This is a genomic window from Iamia sp., from assembly GCF_035575815.1.
Lineage (GTDB): Bacteria > Actinomycetota > Acidimicrobiia > Acidimicrobiales > Iamiaceae > Iamia.
Genome location: NZ_DATLXO010000102.1, coordinates 21,325 through 44,014, shown reverse-complemented (window position 1 = coordinate 44,014; position 22,690 = coordinate 21,325). Strand labels below are relative to the sequence as shown.

Annotated in this window: 18 protein-coding genes; 8 read left to right on the top strand and 10 right to left on the bottom strand. The window is 73.2% G+C overall.

Going from position 1 to position 22,690, the window contains the following annotated elements; genetic code table 11:
* Positions 1 to 2,986: 2,986 nt before the first annotated feature.
* Both VNL12_RS10855 and VNL12_RS10850 read left to right on the top strand, forming a co-directional pair.
* Positions 2,987 to 3,751, top strand: coding sequence for a ParA family protein (locus VNL12_RS10855; RefSeq protein ID WP_414654875.1), 765 nt, complete (start codon positions 2,987 to 2,989; stop codon positions 3,749 to 3,751).
* 25 nt (positions 3,752 to 3,776) lie between these two features.
* Complete coding sequence (locus tag VNL12_RS10850) at positions 3,777 to 4,634, top strand: ParB/RepB/Spo0J family partition protein (protein ID WP_325594408.1); 858 nt, start codon at positions 3,777 to 3,779, stop codon at positions 4,632 to 4,634.
* 457 nt (positions 4,635 to 5,091) lie between these two features.
* Here VNL12_RS10850 and VNL12_RS10845 read toward each other — a convergent pair whose 3' ends face one another.
* The 10 genes from VNL12_RS10845 to VNL12_RS10800 form a co-directional block, all read right to left on the bottom strand.
* Positions 5,092 to 6,111, bottom strand: coding sequence for a peptidoglycan-binding protein (locus tag VNL12_RS10845; RefSeq protein WP_325594406.1), 1,020 nt, complete (start codon positions 6,109 to 6,111; stop codon positions 5,092 to 5,094).
* An 83-nt stretch (positions 6,112 to 6,194) separates the two neighbouring features.
* Positions 6,195 to 6,521, bottom strand: coding sequence for a thioredoxin (gene trxA, locus VNL12_RS10840; RefSeq protein WP_325594404.1), 327 nt, complete (start codon positions 6,519 to 6,521; stop codon positions 6,195 to 6,197).
* Positions 6,522 to 6,622: 101 nt separating this feature from the next.
* Entirely contained in the window at positions 6,623 to 7,582 is a 960-nt protein-coding gene (trxB, locus tag VNL12_RS10835; protein WP_325594403.1) for a thioredoxin-disulfide reductase, read from the bottom strand.
* A 99-nt stretch (positions 7,583 to 7,681) separates the two neighbouring features.
* The gene (locus VNL12_RS10830; RefSeq protein WP_325594402.1) at positions 7,682 to 8,044 is read right to left on the bottom strand and encodes a hypothetical protein; all 363 of its coding nucleotides are present in this window, start codon (positions 8,042 to 8,044) and stop codon (positions 7,682 to 7,684) included.
* A gap of 91 nt (positions 8,045 to 8,135) precedes the next feature.
* The gene (locus VNL12_RS10825) at positions 8,136 to 9,173 is read right to left on the bottom strand and encodes a hypothetical protein (protein WP_325594400.1); all 1,038 of its coding nucleotides are present in this window, start codon (positions 9,171 to 9,173) and stop codon (positions 8,136 to 8,138) included.
* Positions 9,170 to 9,820: a sigma-70 family RNA polymerase sigma factor gene (locus tag VNL12_RS10820; protein WP_325594398.1), complete on the bottom strand. Its 651-nt coding sequence runs from the start codon at positions 9,818 to 9,820 to the stop codon at positions 9,170 to 9,172. The genes VNL12_RS10825 and VNL12_RS10820 overlap by 4 nt, the downstream gene beginning before the upstream one ends.
* Complete coding sequence (locus tag VNL12_RS10815) at positions 9,817 to 11,430, bottom strand: protein kinase domain-containing protein (protein ID WP_325594396.1); 1,614 nt, start codon at positions 11,428 to 11,430, stop codon at positions 9,817 to 9,819. The genes VNL12_RS10820 and VNL12_RS10815 overlap by 4 nt, the downstream gene beginning before the upstream one ends.
* Before the next feature lie 81 nt (positions 11,431 to 11,511).
* Positions 11,512 to 12,348 (bottom strand): DegV family protein, encoded by an 837-nt coding sequence (locus VNL12_RS10810; protein ID WP_325594394.1) that lies wholly within the window; start codon positions 12,346 to 12,348, stop codon positions 11,512 to 11,514.
* Between the two features lie 72 nt (positions 12,349 to 12,420).
* Positions 12,421 to 14,478, bottom strand: a complete 2,058-nt coding sequence (locus VNL12_RS10805; protein WP_325594392.1) for a DUF6049 family protein — start codon at positions 14,476 to 14,478, stop codon at positions 12,421 to 12,423.
* 127 nt (positions 14,479 to 14,605) lie between these two features.
* Positions 14,606 to 15,367: a GNAT family N-acetyltransferase gene (locus tag VNL12_RS10800; RefSeq protein ID WP_325594390.1), complete on the bottom strand. Its 762-nt coding sequence runs from the start codon at positions 15,365 to 15,367 to the stop codon at positions 14,606 to 14,608.
* 239 nt (positions 15,368 to 15,606) lie between these two features.
* Here VNL12_RS10800 and VNL12_RS10795 point away from each other — a divergent pair, with 239 nt between their 5' ends.
* From VNL12_RS10795 to VNL12_RS10770, 6 genes are all read left to right on the top strand, one after another.
* Entirely contained in the window at positions 15,607 to 16,617 is a 1,011-nt protein-coding gene (locus VNL12_RS10795) for a histone deacetylase (protein ID WP_325594388.1), read from the top strand.
* Between the two features lie 252 nt (positions 16,618 to 16,869).
* Positions 16,870 to 17,382 (top strand): ATPase, T2SS/T4P/T4SS family, encoded by a 513-nt coding sequence (locus tag VNL12_RS10790; protein WP_325594386.1) that lies wholly within the window; start codon positions 16,870 to 16,872, stop codon positions 17,380 to 17,382.
* 7 nt (positions 17,383 to 17,389) lie between these two features.
* Complete coding sequence (locus VNL12_RS10785) at positions 17,390 to 17,827, top strand: hypothetical protein (protein WP_325594385.1); 438 nt, start codon at positions 17,390 to 17,392, stop codon at positions 17,825 to 17,827.
* A 114-nt stretch (positions 17,828 to 17,941) separates the two neighbouring features.
* Complete coding sequence (locus VNL12_RS10780; RefSeq protein ID WP_325594383.1) at positions 17,942 to 19,348, top strand: CCA tRNA nucleotidyltransferase; 1,407 nt, start codon at positions 17,942 to 17,944, stop codon at positions 19,346 to 19,348.
* A gap of 171 nt (positions 19,349 to 19,519) precedes the next feature.
* Positions 19,520 to 20,911, top strand: a complete 1,392-nt coding sequence (locus VNL12_RS10775; protein ID WP_325594381.1) for an FAD-binding oxidoreductase — start codon at positions 19,520 to 19,522, stop codon at positions 20,909 to 20,911.
* A 170-nt stretch (positions 20,912 to 21,081) separates the two neighbouring features.
* Complete coding sequence (locus VNL12_RS10770) at positions 21,082 to 22,647, top strand: acetolactate synthase large subunit (protein ID WP_349257837.1); 1,566 nt, start codon at positions 21,082 to 21,084, stop codon at positions 22,645 to 22,647.
* Positions 22,648 to 22,690 lie beyond the last annotated feature (43 nt).

Sequence of the window (22,690 nt, the reverse complement as noted above, 5' to 3'; positions counted from 1 at the left end):
CCGGCTGCAGCGCCACCCGAGCCTCCGCACCGATCGACCATCTCCGGGTGCGCATAGCTCGGCCAGACCGGACGGTTGCTGAAGACGCTGACGACCGCCTCGACGGCACCGTCGGGGAGGTCGTCGTCGCTGCCGACGCCCGCGACAGGTCGAGCGCCGGGCGGTCGCTGAGATCGTGTTGGACCTCGGCCGAGCGGGCGGCGGCGGCAGGGGTTCGTGGCCCCGCATCGGTCGAAGGGGCGTCCCGGCGGTCGTCCGTCGTGTGCCGATACCGACGGCTAGTTCGCGGCCGCGCATCGGTCGAAGGGGCGCCCCCGGGCCCGGGCGGCATGGGGCCCTCCCGCTCGGCTGGACGCCGTGAGTGATCCCCCGGGCGCCCCGGTCGGCTGAGGCCGCGGCGATCTCTCCGCGCTCGACTCCGGCTGCGTCGGCACCGGGATCACCCGGGGTCCTCCCATCGGAGAGAGACCGGGGCGGCGGGATCCGCCCCGAGGGTACGACCAGGTCGATCCCCGATCTGCTCGAGGTAGCCGTGCAAGGCGACCGGCCCTGCAGAGATGCAAGGCGCTCCTTTGCATGGCCCTCCCGTGGCGGCGCAACATGGTTCCGTCCCACCACGGTCGACGGGCTGATCGCGGCGTCCGGCGCGCCGGGGAGAGCCAGCCCCTCGTCGTCCTCCTCGGGCCCGGACCCGGTCGCCTCGTCCATGGCGAACTGCGTGCCTGATGTGCGGCTGCCGGCTGTCGGGCCCTGGGTGGGTTCCGACCCAGGACCCGCTCCGGCTCGCCTCGCCGCGGTCGGCCGGTGAGGTCGGGGCGGGCCCGGAGAGCACGCCGGGGTGATCGCCGCCGGGCTGCACGGCATCGACCCGCTACATCGCGTACGACAGCCGCCTCGGCGGCCGCTTCGGCTACCTGCGCGATGGACCCGGCCCGGTCGGTCCGTCATGGTGGACGACGCACCTTGGCCCTCTGGCGGGGAGGTGGCGACGTTCCCGCTGAGGCCGCGATGTCGTCCCCGCTGGTCATGGTCATCCGGGCCGCGGCGCCATCTTCGCCGAAGCGATGCGACGGTCCGTCCGCCTCGATGGGTGCCGTCGGAGACCGGTGCGGCGAGCGCTCGATCGAAGGTCCCCCTGCGAAGGCTTCGCCTGCCTTCCGTCGTTCGCCCGCGGGGTTGAGGGGGAGGTGGGACTGCAACGAGGACACCGACTTGATCCCCCAGCACCCTCGTGGTGGGGACAGCGGAAGTCGCTCTCGCCAGCCCGAGCGAGCCGGGCACCATGCCCGGCTCCCCGGCGGTGGGGACCGGCTCGAGCGGTCGGTCGCATCTGCGGTCTTTGTCCTTCGGGCCCCGGCGGCGGCCCGGCCCCGTGCCCTTGACCGCCGGTGCGTCTCGCGACGGGTGGCGACTCGGCGCACCCTGAACCAGAGACGGGGCAGTGCAACCGGTGGACCGGTTCCGGCTCCGTGCCGGCGCAGGCCGAACCGCTCGTCCGCCCGCAAACCTCGCGCTCAGGCGCATGGGGACCTCGATCCGCTTGGGCTCGCGGTTGGGATGCAGCAGCTCGACGTTGCCCGTCACGCTCGGGGGATCGCGGCCTACGGGCCATTCCTCCGCCTGCAACCTGACCAGAAAGTCTGCGGTCCCGGCACAGACGCCCGGCGGATCGCGGTCCGAGCTGTCCCCCTGCCGACGATGCGCCCTCCCGAACGCATGTCACGCCCGCTCCCGGCAAGGCTCCAGGTCACGCCATCGTGCGCGTCCCGACCGCCTGCAGGGTCCGACAGTTCGATGACGCCGCTCCGTCGGTAGGCCACGCAAGCGCCAGGTATCCGGCGGAGGCTTGGGACCTTGGAACTGAGGCAGGCCGTGGTCGGGGCCACGACGCACCGCGGAACGGCAGGTGAGGCCGAGGCGCGCCGCCGTCCCGTGCGTCGCAGCCTGCTGCATGTTCCACGTGGAACACGACCGTCTGGGTTCGCCGCGCTGCACAACATGGAGGGCCGTTCGTCGGATCGGCCGCCGCGGGCCGATGAGCCACTTGGGCGTGGAGTCGGCGTTCGTGCCCGGCCGCAAGCAAAGGCTCGCCATTCGGTCGGAGCCCGCACCGTCGTCCCGCTTCGGGCGCCCGCCCTGGCCGACGGGGCCGGGGGCGTCCCCGGCGAGCGGTCCGGTGCCGATGGGTCGGACCTTGGCCCATCACCCATCGGTGACCTGTCTTCTCAGCGCCGATGTCCCAGGGCGCTGCTCCTGCATCCTCGGGCGTGGTCGTCGTGGCTCAGGGCCCTACCGATCGCGGTCGGGACATCTCGGCGGCGATCCGCGCCGGACAGACAGGGCCGCCACCGGTCCCGGTCAGAGGCGGCTCGCAACCTCTGCGAGGTGTCACCCTCCCGGGCGCTCCCTCCGGCCCGGCCGGTCCGACGGCTCCACCGCCACCGGGGCGGCCGCCGGCAACCGCAGCCGGTGCGCGCCGACCGCTTCGGAACGCGGCGTACCGGCGGAGCGGAGACACCCCGCACCGGCTGGTCCGCGAGTCGGTCATCGAGCCGAGCGGCACCGTCGGGCGTGTGCTGGGATCGCAGACGCCGGCCCGGCCCGCCTCGTGCGCGTGGCGCCGGCTCTCGAGGTCCGGGTCGACCACTGCACCGACCGATCACCGAGACGGGCCGTTGGGGGAGGCCGTCGGCGGCGTAGAACCTGCTGTCGGCGCCGGTCGGGTCGCCTCCCGTACCGATGCGCCGTGGACCACGGTTCCTCAGGGCGGGTCCTTGCAACGCGAGGTCGAGGCCGCGAGGATACGCCGGTGCCGACCACCTCCCCGAAGGCTGGTATCGACGAAGAGCGCGGTCGAGCCATCTTCGATCAGCTCCGCGCCGCCGAGATCTCCGACGCCACGCAGGTCCTGACGACCGAACCCGTCCCGGTTGCGGAGGCGGCGGAGGAGCCGACCGACGCGGCCGACGAGCTGCCTCGTGACGGCTTGCCGAGGGTCCTGGCCGTTGCCAACCAGAAGGGCGGGGTGGGCAAGACCACCACGGCGGTGAACCTGGGTGCGTGCCTGGCTGACCTCGGCTACCGCGTGCTGGTCATCGACCTGGATCCGCAGGGCAACGCCAGCACCGGCCTCGGGATCAACGTGCGCGAGCTCGAGACCTCCATGTACGACGTGGTCCTGCACGATGCCCCCCTGGAGGACTGCATCGAGGGGACGGCCATCCGGAACCTGCTGGTGGCTCCTTCGGCCCTCGACCTGGCCGGAGCGGAGATCGAGCTGGTGCCGGCGTTCAGTCGGGAGATGCGGCTACGCAACGCCATCGAGCAGGTGCGCGACGACTTCGACTACGTCCTCATCGACTGCCCTCCCTCCCTGGGTCTGCTCACGGTGAACGCCATGGCCGCGGCCGAGGAGGTGCTGGTGCCGATCCAGTGCGAGTACTACGCCCTCGAGGGCCTCGGGCAGCTGATCCGGAACGTCTCGCTGGTGCAGAAGAACCTCAATCGCAACCTGCGGGTCTCGACCATCGTGCTGGTGATGTACGACGCACGGACCAAGCTGAGTGATCAGGTGGCGCGCGAGGTCCGCGAGCACTTCGGAGAGAAGGTGTGCCGACAGATGATCCCCCGGACCGTGCGCTTGTCGGAGGCCCCCTCGTTCGGGCAGCCGATCATCGCCTTCGACCCGTCCTCCCGGGGAGCCATTGCCTACCGGGAGCTGGCCAAGGAGGTCAGCCGTGGCCCGGCGTAGCGGACTTGGTCGAGGTCTCGATGCCTTGATCCCCGGGTCTCAGGGCGCGGAGGACAGCGCTCCTCCGCCCGTCGGGCCCGGTCTGGCCGAGGTGGCCGTGGGCGACATCGACCCCAACCCGCACCAGCCTCGCAGCCAGTTCGACGAGGAGAACATGGCGTCGCTGGCGGGTTCCATCCGCGAGCTCGGCGTGTTGCAGCCGGTGCTCGTCCGTCCGGTGGGCGAGCGCTTCGAGCTCATCGCCGGTGAGCGCCGGTGGCGAGCGGCGCGCCGGGCCGGGCTCGACCGCATTCCCGCAGTCGTACGCACCGTCGACGACAGCGCGTCGCTCGAGCAGGCGGTGGTCGAGAACCTCCATCGCCAAGACCTCAACCCGCTCGAGGAGGCCGGCGCCTACCAGCAGCTGATCGAGGACTTCGGCCTGACGCAGGATGACATCGCGCGACGGGTCGGACGGTCACGTTCCGCAGTGGCCAACATCCTGCGTCTCTTCCAGCTGCCGCCGTCGGTGCAGCGCATGGTGCGCGACGGGCAGCTGTCGGCCGGTCACGCACGAGCGTTGCTGGGCAGCCCGGATCGCGCCTTCCAAGAGTCCGTCGCCCGGCGGAGCCTGGAGAAGGGCCTCACCGTGCGCGAGGTCGAGGAGCTGGTGAGGGCCCGCCAAGCCGGTACGACCAAGTCCGCCGCGGCCAAGCCGGCCGAGCCCGGCCGGGTGCGTCCGCCCGGGTTGCTGGAGCTCGAGGGCCTGCTCTCGGACCGCCTGGACACCCGGGTCGCGGTCTCGATGGGAGCCAAGCGGGGCAAGGTTGTCATCGACTTCGCCACCGTCGAAGACCTCGAGCGGATCTACCGGCTGCTCACCGATCCCTCGAGCATCGACTGAGGCTGCTCCGCTCGAAGCTGCCCTCGCGGTGACCAGCGGCACATCTCTCTGGGCCTGAACCGCGGGTTTCGCGTTTGTCACAGGCTGTGGATAAATCGGTGGATAACGCTGACTCTCAACGACGGCCTGACCCCAGATGTCGCCCTGGAGCCCTCGGCACGGGCCGGAGCTCTGGCCGGCCGTCCACCGTCGAGCAGCGCGTCGGTCCTCGTTGACAATATGTCAAGGGCCTTTCACCATCGCGCCGCCCGGGCCCCGGGCTGAACCGCCCGGCAACGCGCAACGACCGGACCCGTCTTTGCCTGCTCTGAGCCTGTGTGTCGGCCCCGGCCGACTCTGGGCCCCCTCACCCCATCTTTCGATGGTCGAGGGCCTCAGATCGCCCCACAACCGACGCGCAATCGCGGAAGGGACCTGACATCCACGCCGCTCGGGCGCCGTCGCGGGTGGGCGGACCTCAGTGCGGTGCGGGAAGCGGGTCGGTGACCCACGTGCCGAGCGTGGCCCGCACCCGCTCAGCGAGCTCCGCGCTCCGCTCGACCACGACCCGTGGCGGGGCGAGCTCGCAGACGACGGCGGTCATCCGGGTCTCGCGCAGCACCGGGAGGCGCATGCCCATGACCGACACCGGCCGGTCGAGCGCCGAGCTCTGCTCGAGCCCGTCGGCGAGGAGCATGGCCAAGCGCTGCCCACCGGCCGAGGCGAAGGCGGCGGTCGCGTAGTAGGCGCAGCGGGGGACCTCTGCGATGACGAGCCCGAGGTACAGGTCGGCGTCGAGGGCGTTGGCCTCCTGGGCCTGAGCCGAGCCATCGGGGTGACTGGCCACGACGGTGGCCGCCCCCACGGCGTGGAGCGCTCTTTCGACCGCCGCCGCCAGGGCGCCGACGCCCCCCAGGTCGCCGATGACGACCCGGCGGCCGGCGAGCTGGCGCGGGGTGGCCCGCAGGCGGGCCCGCTCGACGACCCCGGCCTTCACCGTGGTGGGCGTGTGGGCCCCGAGGCGGGTCAGCTCGGAGATGGTCTCGGGCCCGCAGATGCCGTCGACGGTCAGGCCACAGTTGCGTTGGAAGTCCTCCAGCGCCCGTCGGCTGATGGGCCCGAGGATGCCGTCGATGCGATCGTCGAGGAACCCGAGACCGCCCAGGCGAACCTGGAGGTCGACGACATCGTCGCCTCGCAGCATGGGGGCACGTTCATAGAGGAGGCGGTCACCGAGGCGCCACCCCGCCTCGACCAGGGCGCTCCACGTCTGACGGCCGCAGACCCCGTCGATGCGGATGCCTCGCTCCTCTTGGAAGCGACGCACCGTCTCCTGGGTGCCGGGGCCGTAGCGGCCGTCGTCGTCGGGAGTGTGGCCGATGCGGCGGAGCCGGTGGTGCAGGTCCTCGACCGAGGGTCCCGCCGCGCCGGTTCGCAACGGGAGCCCGCTCGGACTCGAGGGGTCCGGTGGGGTGGTGGTGGCGGGGCCGGCGGGCACCGTCGCAGGCTAGGGCCTGCCCGCCGAAGCCGTCCCCACAGCGCCGGGGACGCTCGGGCGCAAGATCCGGCGGGCCGGTCGCCTTACAGGTGGGGGCTGATCTCCTCGACCATCTGGTTCTTGCCCTTGGCTCCGACGAGGCGGGCTTCGGGGCTGCCCGCCTTGAAGAGGATGAGCGTGGGGATGCTCATCACGTCGAAGCGGCGTGCGATGTCGGGGTTGTCGTCGACGTTGAGCTTGGCGATCCGTACGCGGTCACCGTGCTCGGCGGCGATCTCCTCGAGGATCGGGGCAATGGTCTTGCACGGCCCGCACCACTCGGCCCAGAAGTCGACGAGGACGGGGATCTCCGACGAGGCGAGCGCCTCGTCGAAGCTGGTGGTGCTGAGGGTCTCGACACCGTTGGCCATGGTTGCGCTCCTTGGTTGCTGGATCGTGAGGATCAGGATCCCGGCGGGAGGTGCAACCCCGCGAGGGCCGGGACCCTTCCGCGAGACCTGGCGGGCGCCACCTAGTGCTGGGCCTCGAGCCACCGCTCGGCATCGATGGCGGCCATGCAGCCCGATCCAGCGGCGGTGATGGCCTGGCGGTAGATGGTGTCCTGCACGTCGCCGCAGGCGAACACCCCCTCGACGTCGGTGCGGGAGCCGGCGTCGGTGACGATGTAGCCGCCGTCGTCCATCGCCAGCTGTCCCTTGAAGATGTCGGTGTTCGGACGGTGACCGATGGCGACGAAGAGGCCGGTGACCGGCAGGTCACGGGGGGCGTCGGTGGTGACGTCGCGGAGGCGGATGCTCTTGAGCGTGCCGTCGCCCTCGATGCCGTCGACGACGCTGTTCCACGCGAAGTGGACCTTGTCGTGGCCGAGGGCCCGCTCCTGCATGATCTTCGAGGCCCGGAGCTCATCGCGGCGGTGCACGACGGTGACGGATCGGGCGAACTTGGTGAGGAAGAGGGCTTCCTCGAGCGCGGAGTCGCCGCCGCCGACCACGGCGATGTCGTGGTCACGGAAGAAGAAGCCGTCGCAGGTGGCGCAGGTCGACACCCCGTGGCCGACGAGCTCCTGCTCACCGGGCAGGCCCAGCATCACGGGCCGGGCGCCGGTGGAGATGATGACGGCGTCGGCCTCGTAGGTGGGCTGGCTCGCGTCGGGGTCGCCGACCCACATGCGAAAGGGGCGGGCCGAGAGATCGACCTTGCTCACCTTCTCCATCTTCAGCTCGGTGCCGAAGCGGGCAGCCTGCTCCTTGAACCGCAGCATGAGGTCGGGGCCCATGATCCCGTCGGGGAAGCCGGGGAAGTTCTCGACCTCGGTGGTGGTCATCAGGGCACCACCGGGCTGGTCGGTCGTCGAGGACGGCTCGCCTTCGAGCAGGATGGGGTCGAGGCTGGCTCGCGCTGCGTAGATGGCGGCGGTGAGGCCGGCGGGGCCCGATCCGATGATGATCAGCTTTTGGACCTGGTTGCTCACGCGGACTCCAGTGGGACGAGTGGCCCTTCCGTGCCGACCCGTCCGGCGGGCGGGCGGGCCCAGTTGAGGGAACCGGGAAACGCCCGGGGGTGTTCCGAGTCAGTCGGCGACGGGTCGGGCACCCCGACGCCAGGCCAGGAGGCCCGGCCCGAGGAACAAGAGGCCGGTGATCAGGTGAGCGATCCAGACGGAGCGACCGGCCTTCTCGATGCCGATGGCGTCGAGCACGACCTGGGCGAGGATGTCGAAGCCCCGCACCAACACGACCAGGAACAGCACCAGCGCCGCGGTGGCGACGATGGCCGCGAGGGTGCCGTAGACGACGGCCCGGGCGATCGTCGTGGCCGGCCCGGTGGTCTTGTCCTTGACGGAGTCGACCAGCCCGACGATGGTCTCGGTGGCCTGCGCCGGCCAGTCGGATCCGCCGGGGGTCGGGGTCGACGGTTCGGTGGGCACGGGCACGAGAGGGGAGCCTAGCGGCGTGACCTGGTCTCCCGCCCGGGCCCGGGTGAGACGGGCGCGCCGGGCGCCGGCCGGGCGGCGGCCAGGTGGCTCAGGGGTCGCGTCGCACGGCGAAGAGCGGGACGCAGCTCTCGGAATCGAACACCGTGATCTGGGTCGCGGCCGGGCTGCCCTCGCGGGCCGAAACGGGGTTGGTGAGGACCAGTCGCTGCTGGCCGTCGACGGTGACGAGGGCGGCGGCCACCGCGGGGGCGATGGTGGGTTCCGATGCCTCGAGGGCGGCGCTGCAGCGTGCCGCCTCCGGCCCTGCGGCGAGGGCTCGACCCTCGTCTGACGGGCGGGCGGAGTCCTCGGAGGCTCCTCGATCGTCGGGCTCGGTGGCCGCAGACTCGGGCCCGGCGGCTTCACCGCTGACGTCGGGCGATGCAAGGTCGAGCGTGGCCGGGTCGGTCTGCTCGAGAGCCATCCGCAGCGTGGCGTCGTCGGGGAAGGTGGCCGAGACCTCGCCCGGGGCGCTCAAGGCGCCGGACCCCGGGGCGTCCTCGGCTCCCGACTCCGATCCGGACCCGCCGGAGTCGGCATCGCCTCTCGTCCCATCGTCGGCCGCATCGTCCCGGGAGGCCGCCGTGGTCTGCTCGGCGCGATCGCCCTGCCCGCTGACGATGAGCCCGACACCGACGGCGAGGAGCAGCACCACGACCGCCGCCACCGCGGGGAGCGGCGGGAGCGAGCGCCTCTTCCGGCGCGGTGCGAGGGCCACGACCCCCTCACGACCGTCTCCTCCGCCCCGGGAAGTCGCGTCGTCGTCGATCGGAGGGGGCCCCGCCTCGGGGGGAGCGGCCTCGTCGAGGAGGGGACCGCCGTCGCGTCCCGTGCGGGCGGGGGCGTCGAGGGCGGCGGTGCGGATGCGGTCGAAGGTGGCCGCAGGGGGGGCGGGCGGGACGGTGGCCACGGCGTCGGCGACCGCCCGCAGCTCGGCCAGGAGGGCGACGAGGTGGGGGTCACGGGCAACCCGGCGGCGCTGCTCGGCGGTGGCCTCGCCGTCGAGCACGGCGTGGACGGCCACCTCGCCGCCGGCCAGCTCGCGGTCGCCGTCGAAGGGGTTCTCGGGATCGGTTGGTGGGGTCATGGCAGCACGGTCGGACGTTCGGCGGCGGGGGTCTGGTTCCCGGCGAGCTGGCGGGCCAGCGCCGCGCGTCCCCGGGCGATGCGCGAGCGCACCGTGCCCGGGGGGATGGCGAGGATCAAGGCGATCTCGGCGTAGTCGTGCCCCAGCAGGTCGCGGAGCACCACCGGGCCCCGGAGCTTCGGGGGCAGCGACGCCATGGCTCGGTCGATGTCGGTGCGGTCCGACACGCCCTCGTCGTGGCCGGGCGTCCCGCCGATCTCGGGTTGCTCGTGCTCGGGGAGGGGAGCGGTCGGCCGCCGGCGCTGACGACGCAGCTCGTCGAGGCAGGCGTTGGTGGTCACGCGATACATCCAGGTCGAGACGCGTGAGTGGCCGTCGAAGCGGGGCAGGCCTCGAACGATGGCGATCATGGACTCCTGGAGGGCGTCGAGGGCATCGGTCGGGTCTCCGGTGATGCGTCGGCACACGGCGTGGAGCTGCTGCTCGTGGCGGCGCAGGAGGGCGTCGATGGCGTCGCGGTCGCCGGATCGGGCCGCGGGCAGGAGGTCGGCGTCGGGGTCAGCGGCGGTTCGCTCGCCACGCTCACGGTCCGCGGCAGCTCGCTCGTGCCGTCGGGTTCGCTCGCGGCGCTCGCTGATGGGTCTCACTGGACCTCCACCGAGACCTCGTTCACGGCGACGGTGCCCTCGTCGGTGGTCCGGGTGATCCACAGGATCACGGTGCGGCCCTCCGCCCCCGCGAGGTCGAAGCGGACATCGCCCTCGATGGCGGCGGCTCCGGCTGCGGGTTCCCCCCACGACTCGATCGGCCCGTCGGGCTGATCGTCGAGCACGTACACCTCGGCTGTCCACCTGGTGCTGGGCGAGCGCACGTCGAGGGTCCGGGCGGTGCGCGACTCGCCCAGGTCGAGGGCCAGGCCGACGCCTCCCTTGAACGCGCCGATGTCGGGGTCGTCGTAGCGCTCGGTCTCCCATGCGGTCTCGGCGTCGCCGTCGATCGCTCGGGGCACGAGCTCGGGGTTCTCGCCCGGCTCGCCGCGGCCGAAGGGATCGAAGTCGGCGGCGGCCGGCGTGATGGTCTCGGTGCCCTCCGGGCCCAGGACCCGCCAGCCGAGCGCACCGATCACGAGCGCCGAGAGGCCGACCACCGTGACGATGAGAAGGGTCGGGGTCAGGCGGCGAGAACGCGTCGGGGCCGGTGGGCTCTCGGCCGGGAGCGGATCGGTCCCACCCGAGGGCGAGGGTGCGGACCGAGGCGCCGGCAAGGCCCCCGGGGCGCGGCCGGCAGCGGTCGGTTCGGCGACGCGGGCAGCCGGGGACGGTGAGGCCGGGCGGAACTGCGGGCGCGCCGGGGGGTTGGCGGCGGGGCGAGCTCCGGGAGGCTCCGGGGGCAGGGCGCGACCGGCGGCGAGCGCGGCGAGGGTGCGGGCCAGGCTGGGGGCGTCGGGCCAGCGATCGGCGGGGTTGCGGGCGAGCATCCGCAGCACGATCCTCTCGACGGGCTGGGGCAGGTCGGGGCGGACCCGGCGGGGCGACGGCGGGTCCTGGTGCAGCCGGGCGAGGGCGGTGCCGGCCTCGGTGTCGGCTTTGAACGGAACCTGCCCGCAGACCATCTCGTAGAACACGACCCCGAGGGCGTAGATGTCGGAGCGGCCGTCCACGGGCTTGCTCTCGACCTGCTCGGGGGCGAGGTACTTGGCCGTGCCCAACATCTGGCTGTCGGTGGTGAGGTCCGCGCCCTCCGATGCCTTGGCGATGCCGAAGTCGGTCACCACCACCCGGCCGGTGGTCGAGAGCAGGACGTTGGCGGGCTTGATGTCGCGGTGCACGATGCCGGCGCGGTGCGCAACGGTCAGGGCGTCGGCGATGCGGGCGCCGATGCGGGCGGCCTCGGACACCTCCATCCGGCCGTCCCGGTCCATGAGGTGGCGCAGGGTCGTGCCGTCGACGAGCTCCATGACGATGGCCTCGACGCCGTCGGCCGAGAGGGTGTCGTAGACCGAGACGACGGTCGGATGGGCCAGCCGGGCCGCGGCGAGGGCCTCGGCGCGGAACCGTCGCACGAAGGAGTCGTCCTCCCTCAGGTGCTCGAGCAGGAGCTTGACCGCCACAGGGCGGTCGAGCGCCTCGTCGCGGGCGGTCCAGACGCGAGCCATGCCCCCGGTGGCGAGGGGGTCCTCGAGGCGGTACCGGCCGGCGAGCAGGGAACCGCGTCGCAGGGGTCCGGGCGCGCCGGGGTCAAGAGGCGGGGGGCCCACGACGGTGACGTTAGGGGGCGACGAGGGAACGACGTGGGTCGCCGCCGGGGGACGGGTCCCCGGGACGCATCCTGTGTCCGGCTACGCCGGGTCGAGCCAGGCCAAGCCGATTATGCGCGGTCCGCCGTGGGCGCCGATGACCGGTCCGATGGTGGCGCGGGTGAAGCTGTTGCGCGGCACGACCTCGGCGATGACGTCGGCGAACTCCTCGGCGTCGGGGGCGCCGCCGTCGCACACCACCAGGCGCTCGATGGCACCGGACTCGGTCAGACGGTCACGCAGGAAGAGCATCTGCTTCTTCCGGGTGCGGACCTTGCCTGCCTCCTCGACCACCCCGGTGCTGATGTCGATCACCGGCTTGACGGACAGGAGGGTGCCGAGCATGGCCTGAGCGCCGCCGATGCGGCCGCCCTTGCGGAGGTTCTCGAGCGTGTCGAGGCCTCCGTAGATGCGACTGCGGGTGCGGTTCTGCTCGACGACGGCGACGACCTCGTCTGCGGTCGCACCGGCGGCGGCGGCCTCGGCGGCCAGGATGACGAGGGTGCCGAGACCGGCGGTGATCGACTTGGAGTCCACGATCCGCACGTCGAGGTCGCCCCCGACGGCGCGGGCCGCGTTCTGGGCCGAGGCCATGGTGGCCGAGAGGGCCGACGACAGGTTCACGCACACCACCGAAGCGACATCCGCGCCGGCCCGGAACGCGGCCTCGAAGGCGCCCGGGGCGGGAGCGGCGGTCTCCGGCAGGCCTTCGAAGACGTCCATGCGGGCGTAGAACTCGGCGGCGGACAGCTCCTCGCCGTCGGTGAGCTCGTCGTCGCCGAAGCGGATGCTGAGGGGCACCACCGTGATGCCGTGGGCGTCGACGAGCTCCGGGGGCAGGTCACACGAGCTGTCGGTGACGATGCTGACGCCAGCCATGGGTCTCCTCGGGGTCGGGGGTGCGGCACCGGGGCGCCGATCCGGCATCCGACCTCGGGTCGCGCCGGCAGGTTACGTGGGCGGCGCGGTCGCGTTGGCCGTCGCCGCCGGGCGACGGGCCCGACGGGCTCGGGTCCAGTGCCGGGCCCACCAGAGCAACAAGAACCCGGCGGCGCCCACCGAGAGGAAGATGCCGATCCCCGAGACCGCGGTCGAGCGCACCGTGTACTCGACCTCGTCGAGCAACACGGTCCCGTCGGGCGTGCGGACCGTGATGTCGATGGGTGACTCGCCGGGCACGCGGGTGTGGACCGGTATCTGGATCTCCTCGTCGCCGGGCTGGAGGACCTCGACCATCCGAGCCCCGTCGCGGAACTCGACCCGGGTGTCGGAGTCGAGCTCGATGAGCACGGTGACGGGCACGTCGAGCTGGTTGCGGAGGGTCAGGGGGATGTCGGCGTCGTTGGCGGTGAGGGTGATGGTCTGTCGGGTGGGGGCCTCGATGCGGGCCAGGCGGCGGTCGACCGTCGTCAGCACCGACTCGACGTACTCCTTGCGCTCGTCGCCGCTCAGCGAGGTGGCGCCCGAGAGGAGGAGACGCTGGTCGAGCGCCGCCACCTCGGCAGCATCGGGCCCCACCAGGCTCAGGAAGGAGCCGAGGCGGGACCGGGCGAGGGCCAGGCGTTGAGGGTGGTCGCCCAGATCGATCGTCGTCGGCGTCCGCAGTAGGCGGGGGCCCCTGTCGGCGACGCCGTCGAGCAGCCCGGAGACCGACACCGGACGCACGGGCGCCAACGGGTGCGACAGCACCGCCTCCAGGCGCGCCACGTCGGCGGCGGCCTCGGGCCACCCCTCGGGACCGAGGAGCACGACCCCGGCGGGTGCGTCGCTCAGCTCGGCGACGAGCGCCAGCTCGGCCGCCAGACCGCCGTCGTCGAGCACGGGGTCGGGGGCCTGGCCCCGTGCGCTGCTGCGGTCGAGGGCCAAGGAGAGCCCGCCGTCGGCCTGGACGGCCTGGATCGTGCGGGTCGGGCCGGCGGCGATGGTGAAGGGACCGTCGGTCGGCCCCTCGCCCGGCTCGCTGGCCCCCGGGGGCAGGATCGCGGTGCGAACCCCGACGCGCCACAGCTCCTCGGCCGCCGCGGTCGTGAGGCCCTCCTCCGCCAGCCAGGTGCTGCTGTCGATGCGGCCCAGGTTCCGGGTGAGGACGCTGTTGCCCCGCTCCCGTTGGCGCTCGAGCTCGTTGGTCATCCCCCGGTCGACCCACGCGGAGAGGGGCACATCGACGTACGGACCGTCGACGACCTGTCGGCTGCGGGCGGCCGCACCCAGGGCGTCGCGGGCGTCGGTGCCCCGGTCGTCGCGGTCGAGGGCCTCGATCGTCTCGGGGCGGGGGACCAGCGTCGCGGGCATCTCGCCGGTGGGGCCGAGGCCGGTCGCGGTGGCGAGCACACCCTCGATGACCTCGTCGGTGAGCTGAGTACCGCCGCCGGCGTCGACCGAAGGCGGCCCCCCGACGGGGAAGACGGGGGCGACGAGCAACGGCGGTCGGTCGGCCCCCTCCTCGGAGCCCGAGGGGACGCGGGCGAGGAACACGACGGTGCGGGCGAGGGGCGCACCTTCGGCATCGAGGGTCTCGACCTCGATGGGGTACACGCCGGGAAGCAGACCTCGCTCGAGGAAGGCCCACCCGGGCCGGGTGTCCTCCTCGGAGCGGAGGGTCACGGCCAGGTTGACCAGGGCGCCGCCCCCCGGCGCGACGGAGGTGGGCTCGAGGTCGATGGCGGGGATCGTCGCCCGTTGATCACCCTCGACGACGCCGAAGAGGGCCCGCTTGAAGCCGTCCCGGTCCTCGAAGCGATCGTAGATGGCACCGCGGACCGAGGCCCCGGCGGGCGCACCTTCGATCGCCAGCTCGAGGCGCCAGGTGCCGTCGATCGCGACGAAGGGCTCCTGGTCTATGCCGCGGAAGGTGACGGCGGGCTCGTCGGGGAGCTGAGCTGCGACCCCCGCTGAGGCGTCGGGTCCGGGCGTCGCGACCGTCGAGAGGGCGAGGGCCACGAGCACCGCCAGGGCCCGGAGCGCAACGTGTGATCGGCGCCGGGCGCGGCTCGGCGTTCGCTCGCTCACTGGTGCGCCTCGGGTGCTGGTGGCATCCGAACCCGGGTCGGCGGTGGGGGGCACCGGTGAGCGCTGGCGGCTCCGCAGGCTCCGCCGTCAGAGAGCCCGTGTTGTCGGGTTCGCTCGCGGCGCTCGCTCACTGGCCGTCGCCGACGACGAGGGTGAGCACCGTGAGCCCGGTGGGCTGCGGGACGAAGCCGAGCCGCCGGTAGAGGGCGAGGGCGCCGATGTTGGCGACCTGGGTGTTGACCACGGCGGTGGCGACGTGGCGGCGACGCAGCCACCGCAAGCCGTCGAGCACGAGGGCGGCACCGAGGCCCTGACCTCGGTGCTCGGGCTCGACGGCGAGACGCTGCAGGTAGCCACGGTCGCCGGCGCGGCCGGTGACGGCGTAGCCCACCACCCGGGCGAGGTCCGCCACCCGGAAGCGCGCCGCGGACGTGGCCCCGATGGCGTCGTCGAGCCCAGCGCGGTCCAAGCGCCAGAAGGGATCGAACGCTCGAGCGTCGACGACGAGGGCGGCGTCGTGATCCGCACGTCGAGCCCGGCGGAGGCGAGCGGTCACCGGTCGGGCGGCGGGGAGGTCGACCAGGTCGTGGCGGAGCAGGTGCAGGCGGTCGTGGACCTCGAACCCGACCGCCAGGAAGGGGCCCTGCTCGATGGGAGCCAGGGCGCCGGTGACGAGGCGCCGCACCCCCGAGCGGGCCACGGTGTCGATCACCGCCTCGACCTCGGAAGGGGTCGGGGCCGCGACGCCCGGACGGGGGACGATGAGTGCGACGTCGTCGTGGCCTCGCCATGCGGAGGTGCGCAGGGCGCGGGAGCCGACCGGTGGGCGATGGGCACCGGTACCGTCGGCGGGGAGCCGGGGTGGGGGAGGTACGTCGGCGTAGTCCACGTCGCCGGTGAGCCTACGGTCGCGCACCCTTCCGGGCGGGGCCACCCGTCCACGGCGTCGCACCGGTCGATCCGCCGACACCCGGACGGGCAAGGGTGCCGATGGCGGTGGATGGAGCCGTCGCCTCGGCAACCTCGGGCCGCCGGGTAGCGGTGGGCGGGAGCCGGTCCTAGCGTTCACCCCGTGAGCACCCGTGGACACCAGACGTCGCCCCGCTCGCATGCCTCCGAGCGGCGCTGATGAGGTTGCTCGTCGCGTCGGACCCGCGGTTCCTCGATCACGACACCGGCGTCGGTCACCCTGAGCGCCCGGCCCGCCTGGGCGCGGTCGAGCGGGGCCTGGCGGCGGCCGGTCTCACCGAGGCCATCACCCTCGTGACCCCTCGCCTGGCCACCGACGACGACCTGGCCCGCGTGCACGACCGTGGCCTGGTCGAGGCGCTCGACCGCTTCGGTGCCGCCGGAGGGGGCCACCTCGACGCTGACACCACCGTCGGCCCCCACTCGATGGAGGCCGCCCGGCTCGCCGCGGGGGCCGGCCTCGAGCTGGTCGACCGCCTGCGGGCGGGCGAGGGTGACGCCGGCTTCTGTGCGGTGCGCCCGCCCGGGCACCACGCCACCCCCGCCCGGCCGATGGGCTTCTGCCTCTTCAACAACATAGCGGTGGTGGCCGCCGCCCTGGCTGATGCGGGGGAGAAGGTCGTGATCGTCGACTACGACGCCCACCACGGCAACGGCACCGAGCAGGTCTTCTACCGCGACCCGCGCGTGCTGTTCTGCTCGCTCCACGAGTGGCCGCTGTACCCCGGGACCGGCGCCCTGGGCGATGTCGGCGCCGGCGACGGTGTGGGCACGACGATCAACGTGCCGCTGCCGGCGGGCGCCACCGGTGACGTGTACCGGCGGGCGGTGGCCGAGCTCATCGCCCCCGCGGCAGAGGCTCACGCTGCCACCTGGCTGCTGGTGTCGGCCGGCTTCGACGCCCACCGCGCCGATCCGTTGGCGGGGATGGGCCTCACCGCCGGGGACTTCGCCGACATCACCGGCGACCTGCTCGCCCTCGCCCCGGCCGGGCGCCGGTTGCTCTTCCTCGAGGGGGGCTACGACCTCGACGGGTTGGCCCACTCGGTCGGGGCCGCCCTCGGCCGGTTGGTCGACGTCGATCACCGGCCCGAGGCCGCCACCGGCGGGGGCCCCGGTTCCGACGCCGTGGCCGCGGCTCTGCTGCGCCACCGTCAGGCCACGTCGTGACGCGAGGCGACGTCGGTCCGCAGGCCACGTCCGGCGCATCGCTCAAGTCGCGAGGCTGACGGCCGACGCAGGGAAGGCCCGTGCGGTGCCCGCCGGCGGGCACCGCATCCCCTCGACGGAGACGACAGTGCCCGATCTGGCCCAGCTCCTGCACCACCTGCTGACCGCCGGGGTTCTGACCTGATCGTGAAGGTCGGGTCACCGCCGCACCTGCGCGTCGACGGTCACCTGCAGCCGACGACCCTCGATCCCATGGGTCCGATCGAGATCGAGGCCATGCTCGCCGAGCTGCTGCCCGTGCAGAAGGCCGAGGAGCTCCTGGAGCGGGGCGAGGTCGACGTGGCCCACGGGGTCGCAGGGGTGGGCCGGTTCCGCATCAACGTGTTCCGCCAGCGGGGGTCGCTCAGCCTGGCGGTGCGGCGCGTCGTGCCCGGGGCTCCGGCCATTGCGGACCTGAACCTCCCGGCGATCGTCGAGAAGTTGGCGATGGAGGACTCCGGGCTCATCGTCATCGCCGGCCCGGCCGCATCGGGCAAGACCACGACCGTCGCCGCCCTGCTCGACCGCGTGAACGCCACCCGGGCCCGCCACATCGTCACCCTCGAGGACCCGATCGAGGTCCTCCTCTCGGACAAGCAGTCGCTGGTGAGCCAGCGCGAGATCGGCAGCGACGCCAAGTCGGTGGCCGACGCCCTGCGACGCGTCGGTCGCCAGAACGCGGACGTCATCTTCGTCAGCGACATCTCGGACCCGAGCCACGGCTGAGGGCGTGGTGTCCGAGGCCCTCTTCGGGCGCCTGGTCATCGTGTCGATGCCGGCCCTCTCGGCGGCCGAGACCGCGACCCGGCTGGTGGACTTCTACCCGCCGCACCTCCAGCGCCAGGCCCGCTACTCGATCGCCCAGGTGCTCCGCGGGGTGGTCGCCCAACGACTGCTCGACCGGGTCGACGGCCGGGGGCGGGTGCCCGCCGTCGAGGTGCTCACCGGCACCCAGAAGATGAGCGAGGCCATCGCCGCCGGCGCTGATGAGACCACCATCGAGGAACTCATGCGCGAAGGCGAGTACCACGGCATGCAGACCTTCGACCAGGCGCTGCTCGGGCTCTACCAGGACATGGTCATCAGCGTCCGCGACGCGGTGGCCGCCGCGGCGCGACCCGAGGACCTGCGCATCGCCATGCAGCACGCCGGGATGGCCGCCGCCTACTGACCCTCGGCCCGGCCGGGGAATCGTGGGGTGCGACAGACCGGGAACGTCGCGCGCCGCGCCTGTCCGGAGTGAACGGGCGAGAGCCGCACGACGAGCCCCCACTACCGTGAGCGGGTGACCCCGGACCGCTTTCAGGCGACCCTCGACGAGGTGCGTCCCCTCGCCGATGCGTTCGTGGCGGCCGGACACCGCATCTACCTCGTCGGCGGCATCGTGCGCGACCACTTCGTGGGCAAGGAGCTGGGGCAGGAGGGCGACATCGACCTCACCACCGACGCCCGGCCCGAGGAGATCCTCCGCCTCGTGCGACCACTGTCGGACGCGGTGTGGGAGCAGGGGGCCCGCTTCGGCACCATCGGCTGCCGGATCGCCGGGCGCGAGTACGAGATCACCACGCATCGCGCCGAGGCCTACGCCCCCGACAGCCGCAAGCCCGAGGTGTCCTTCGCCGATGCCATCGAGGCCGACCTGGCCCGCCGCGACTTCACCGTCAACGCCATGGCCCTCGAGGTGCCCATGCCTCGGCTGGTCGACCCCCACGGGGGCGCCGCGGACCTGGCGGCGGGCCGGCTGCGGACCCCGCTGGCGCCCGAGGAGTCCTTCACCGACGACCCGTTGCGCATGATGCGCGCCGCCCGCTTCATCGCCGGGTACGACTTGACGCCCGACGACGACCTCCTGGAAGCGGTCCGGTCCATGGCCGGCCGCCTCGAGATCGTCTCGGCCGAGCGCATCCGGGACGAGCTCGACAAGCTCATCGTGGTCGACGACCCCGCGCCGGGGCTGTGGTTCCTGAACGACACCGGCCTGGCCGAGCAGTTCCTCCCCGAGCTGCCCCGGATGCGCCTCGAGCAGGACCCGATCCACCGCCACAAGGACGTGCTGTCCCACTCGATCGCGGTGGTCGCCAACGTGCGGGCCCGCACCGACGACGGTCGCCCCAACCGCATCACCCGCCTCGCGGCCCTCTTCCACGACGTGGGCAAGCCCAAGACCCGCTCCTTCGCCAAGGGCAAGGGCGTCACGTTCCACCACCACGAGGTGGTCGGGGCCCGGATGACCCGCGAGCGGATGGCCGCCCTGCGCTACTCCAAGGACGACACCGAAGCGGTGACCGCGCTGGTCGAGCTGCACCTGCGGTTCCACACCTACCGGCTGGGCTGGACCGACGCCGCCGTGCGTCGCTTCGTCCGTGACGCGGGCCCGTTGCGGGGCGAGCTCATCGAGCTCACCCGCTGCGACTGCACCACCCGCAACGCCCGCAAGGCCCAGGTCCTCAGCCGCCGCATGGACGAGCTCGAGGAGCGCATCACCGAGCTGGAGGCCGCCGAGGAGCTCAAGGCGATCCGCCCTGACCTCGACGGCCAGGCCGTGATGGACCGTCTGGGAGTGCCGCCGGGCCCGGTCGTGGGCCGGGCCCTCGCCTTCCTCCTCGAGCTGCGCCTGGAGGAAGGGCCGTTGGACGAGCAGACGGCCGGGGCACGCCTCGATGCCTGGTGGGCCGCGCAGCAGGCGGACTGACCCCTCTCGCCCGTGCTCGCTGGCACCGGTTCGGGCGGTGGAGAGTCGCGCCGGGGGCGACACCCCGACGCATCGTCCGACGACCCCGGCTTGGCCTCCGGACCGGGCACCGAACGAGCGTGCCATGATCGGGTCCCGCCGCCACCACGCCGAGTCCAGGGGGACTGCGCCATGGCCGATACCACCGTCCGCCCCGACCTGATCGACGCGCTGGTCGCGGCGGTGGGTGACGCCCACGTCACCACCGGCGCGGGGATCGCCGCCGACGACACCCACGACGAGGCCCTCACCGCCACGTCCGTCACGCCCCTCGCCGTGGTCCGCCCCGCGACCACGGCCGAGGTCGCGGCGGTGCTGCGGGCCGCCGATGAGGCCCGGGTGCCGGTCACGGCGCGGGGCTCGGGCACCGGGCTCTCGGGCGCCGCGGTGCCCATCGAGGGCGGCATCGTCGTGGCCTTCGACCGCATGGCGGCCATCGTCGAGATCGACACCGAGAACCACATGGCGGTCGTGCAGCCCGGCGTGACGCTGGCCCAGCTCGACGAGGCGGTCGCCGCCCACGGCCTCGTCTACCCGGTGTTCCCCGGTGAGCTCAGCGCCAGCGTGGGCGGGAACGTGGCGACCAACGCCGGCGGCATGCGGGCGGTGAGGTACGGCGTCACCCGCCACCACGTGCTCGGCCTCGAGGCGGTGCTGCCGTCGGGTGAGGTCATGCGCACCGGGGGCAAGGTCGTGAAGGCCACCTCGGGCTACGACCTCACCCAGCTGCTGATCGGATCCGAGGGCACCCTCGCCCTGGTGACCGAGGCGACCCTGAAGCTCCACCCCCGTCTGGCCCACTCGGCCACGGTGCTGGCCCCGTTCGCGACCCTCGACCAGGTCACCACGGTCGTGCCCGCGGTCGTCCGCAGCGGCGTCGGCCCCATGATCCTCGAGTACATCGACCTCATCACCATGGCGGCCGCCACCGCGTACGTCGGGCTCGACCTCGGCATCCCCCAGCAGATCAAGGACAGCGCGCTGGCGTACCTCGTGGTCGTGGTCGAGGGCCGCACCGCCGAGCGGGTCGAGGAGGACACCGCCCTCGTCGCCGAGATGATGGGCGCGGCGGGGGCCCTCGACGTCTACGTGCTGCCACCGGCGGCGGGGGCCGGGCTGATCGACGCCCGGGAGAAGGCGTTCTGGGTGGCCAAGGCCAACGGCGCGGACGACATCGTCGACGTCGTGGTCCCCCGGGCCTCCATCCCTGAGTACCTGGCCCGGGTGAGCGAGATCGCCGGCGCCAGCGGTTCGTGGATCGCCGGTTGCGGCCACGCCGGTGACGGCAACGTGCACCTCTCGGTGTTCCAGGCCGACGCCAACCTCCGGCGGGGCGTGCTGCGCGACGTCGTCGCAGCCGGTCTCGCCCTCGGCGGTGCCATCTCGGGCGAGCACGGCATCGGCACCGAGAAGCAGCACCTGTTCCTCGAGCTCACCGACCCCGTCAACGTCGCGGTCATGCGCCGCATCAAGGCCGCGTTCGACCCCCACGGGATCCTCAACCCCGGCACCCTGCTCGACTGACCCTCGCGCTCCCCTTCCCTCGGAGACACCCATGAACGGCACATCCGCCGACCCCACCCGCCACCCTGGGGGCATCGGCCCCGCCGACCCGCTTCGGTGTGCGCCGTGAACGGCACGTCCACCGACCCCACCCGCCACCCTGGGGGCATCGGCTCCGCCGATCTGCTCCCCTGTGCGCCGTGAACGGCGCACAGGCGCTCATCCGCACGCTCGTCGCCGGTGGCGTCGATGTGTGCTTCACCAACCCTGGCACCTCGGAGATGCACTTCGTCGCCGCCCTCGACGACGTGCCCGAGATGCGCGGCGTGCTCGGGCTGTTCGAGGGGGTCGTGACCGGGGCAGCCGACGGCTACGCCCGGATCGCCGGCAAGCCGGCGGCCACCTTGTTGCACCTCGGGCCGGGCCTGGCCAACGGGTGGGCGAACCTCCACAACGCCCGCCGGGCCCACACGCCGGTGCTCAACGTCGTCGGCGACCACGCACTGCCCCACAAGCGGCTCGATGCCCCCCTCGAGAGCGACATCGAGGCTGTCGCCGGCGCAGTGTCGGGGTGGGTGCGCACGTCGGGCTCGAGCGATGACCTGGCCCAGGACGCGGCCGAGGCGGTGCGCGCCGCGGTGGGCCCGCCCGGGCAGATCGCGACGCTGATCCTCCCCGCGGACGTGTCGTGGTCCGAGGCGCGAGGCCCCGCCGAGCTTCCCGCGGCCCCGGCCGCCGCCGCCCCCGACGGCGACCGCGTGGCCGCCGCCGTCGCGGCCCTCCGCAGTGGTGAGCCGGCCCTGGTATTCGTGGGCGGACGGGTCGTCGCCGGCGAGGCCGGTCTGGTCGCCGCGGCACGGGTCGCCGAGGCCAGTGGCGCCAAGCTGCTGTGCGAGACGTTCCCCTCCCGCCTGCAGCGCGGTGCGGGGGTGCCCCCGGTCGAACGCCTGGCGTACCTGGCCGAGTTCGCCGAGATGCAGCTCGCCGGGCTCCGGCACATCGTCCTGGTCGACGCCAAGGAACCAGTGTCGTTCTTCGCGTACCCCGGGAAGGCCAGCGAGCTGGTGCCTGAGGGGTGCGAGGTGCACGTGCTCGCCGAAGGCGCCGTCGACCCCGTGGCCGCCCTCGAGGCCATGGCCGCCGAGCTGGGTGCACCGACGGAGGTCACCCGGGCGCCGGGGCCGCGCCCCGACGCCCCCACCGGCGCCCTGAACGCCCAGACCATGGCCGAGGCCCTCGGCCACCTGCTGCCCGAGGGGGCCGTCGTCGCCGATGAGGGCAACACCGCCGGACTGTTCGTGGCCGGCGCCACCGCCGGCTGCCCGGCCCACGACTGGCTGACCCTCACCGGCGGCGCCATCGGCCTGGGCATGCCGCTGGCCACCGGTGCCGCCGTCGCCGCACCCGGCCGCAAGGTGGTCAACCTCGAGGCCGACGGCTCGGCGATGTACACGATCCAGGCCCTGTGGACCCAGGCCCGCGAGGGCCTCGACGTCACGACCATCATCTTGAACAACCAGTCCTACGCCATCCTCAACCTGGAGCTCGCCCGCGTCGGGGCCACCGACCCTGGCCCCGCGGCGCTGTCGATGCTCGACCTCTCGAACCCCACCATGGACTTCTGCGCCCTGGCCCAGGGGATGGGCGTCCCCGCCGAACGAGCCACCGACGCCGAGGGCTTCGCCGCCGCGCTGGCCCGGGCCCTCGCCGTCCCCGGTCCCGCCCTCGTCGAGGCCATGTTGCCCCCGACCCTGTAGCCCGGGGCCCGACGGGACCTTCAGGCATCGGTCAACGGCTGCG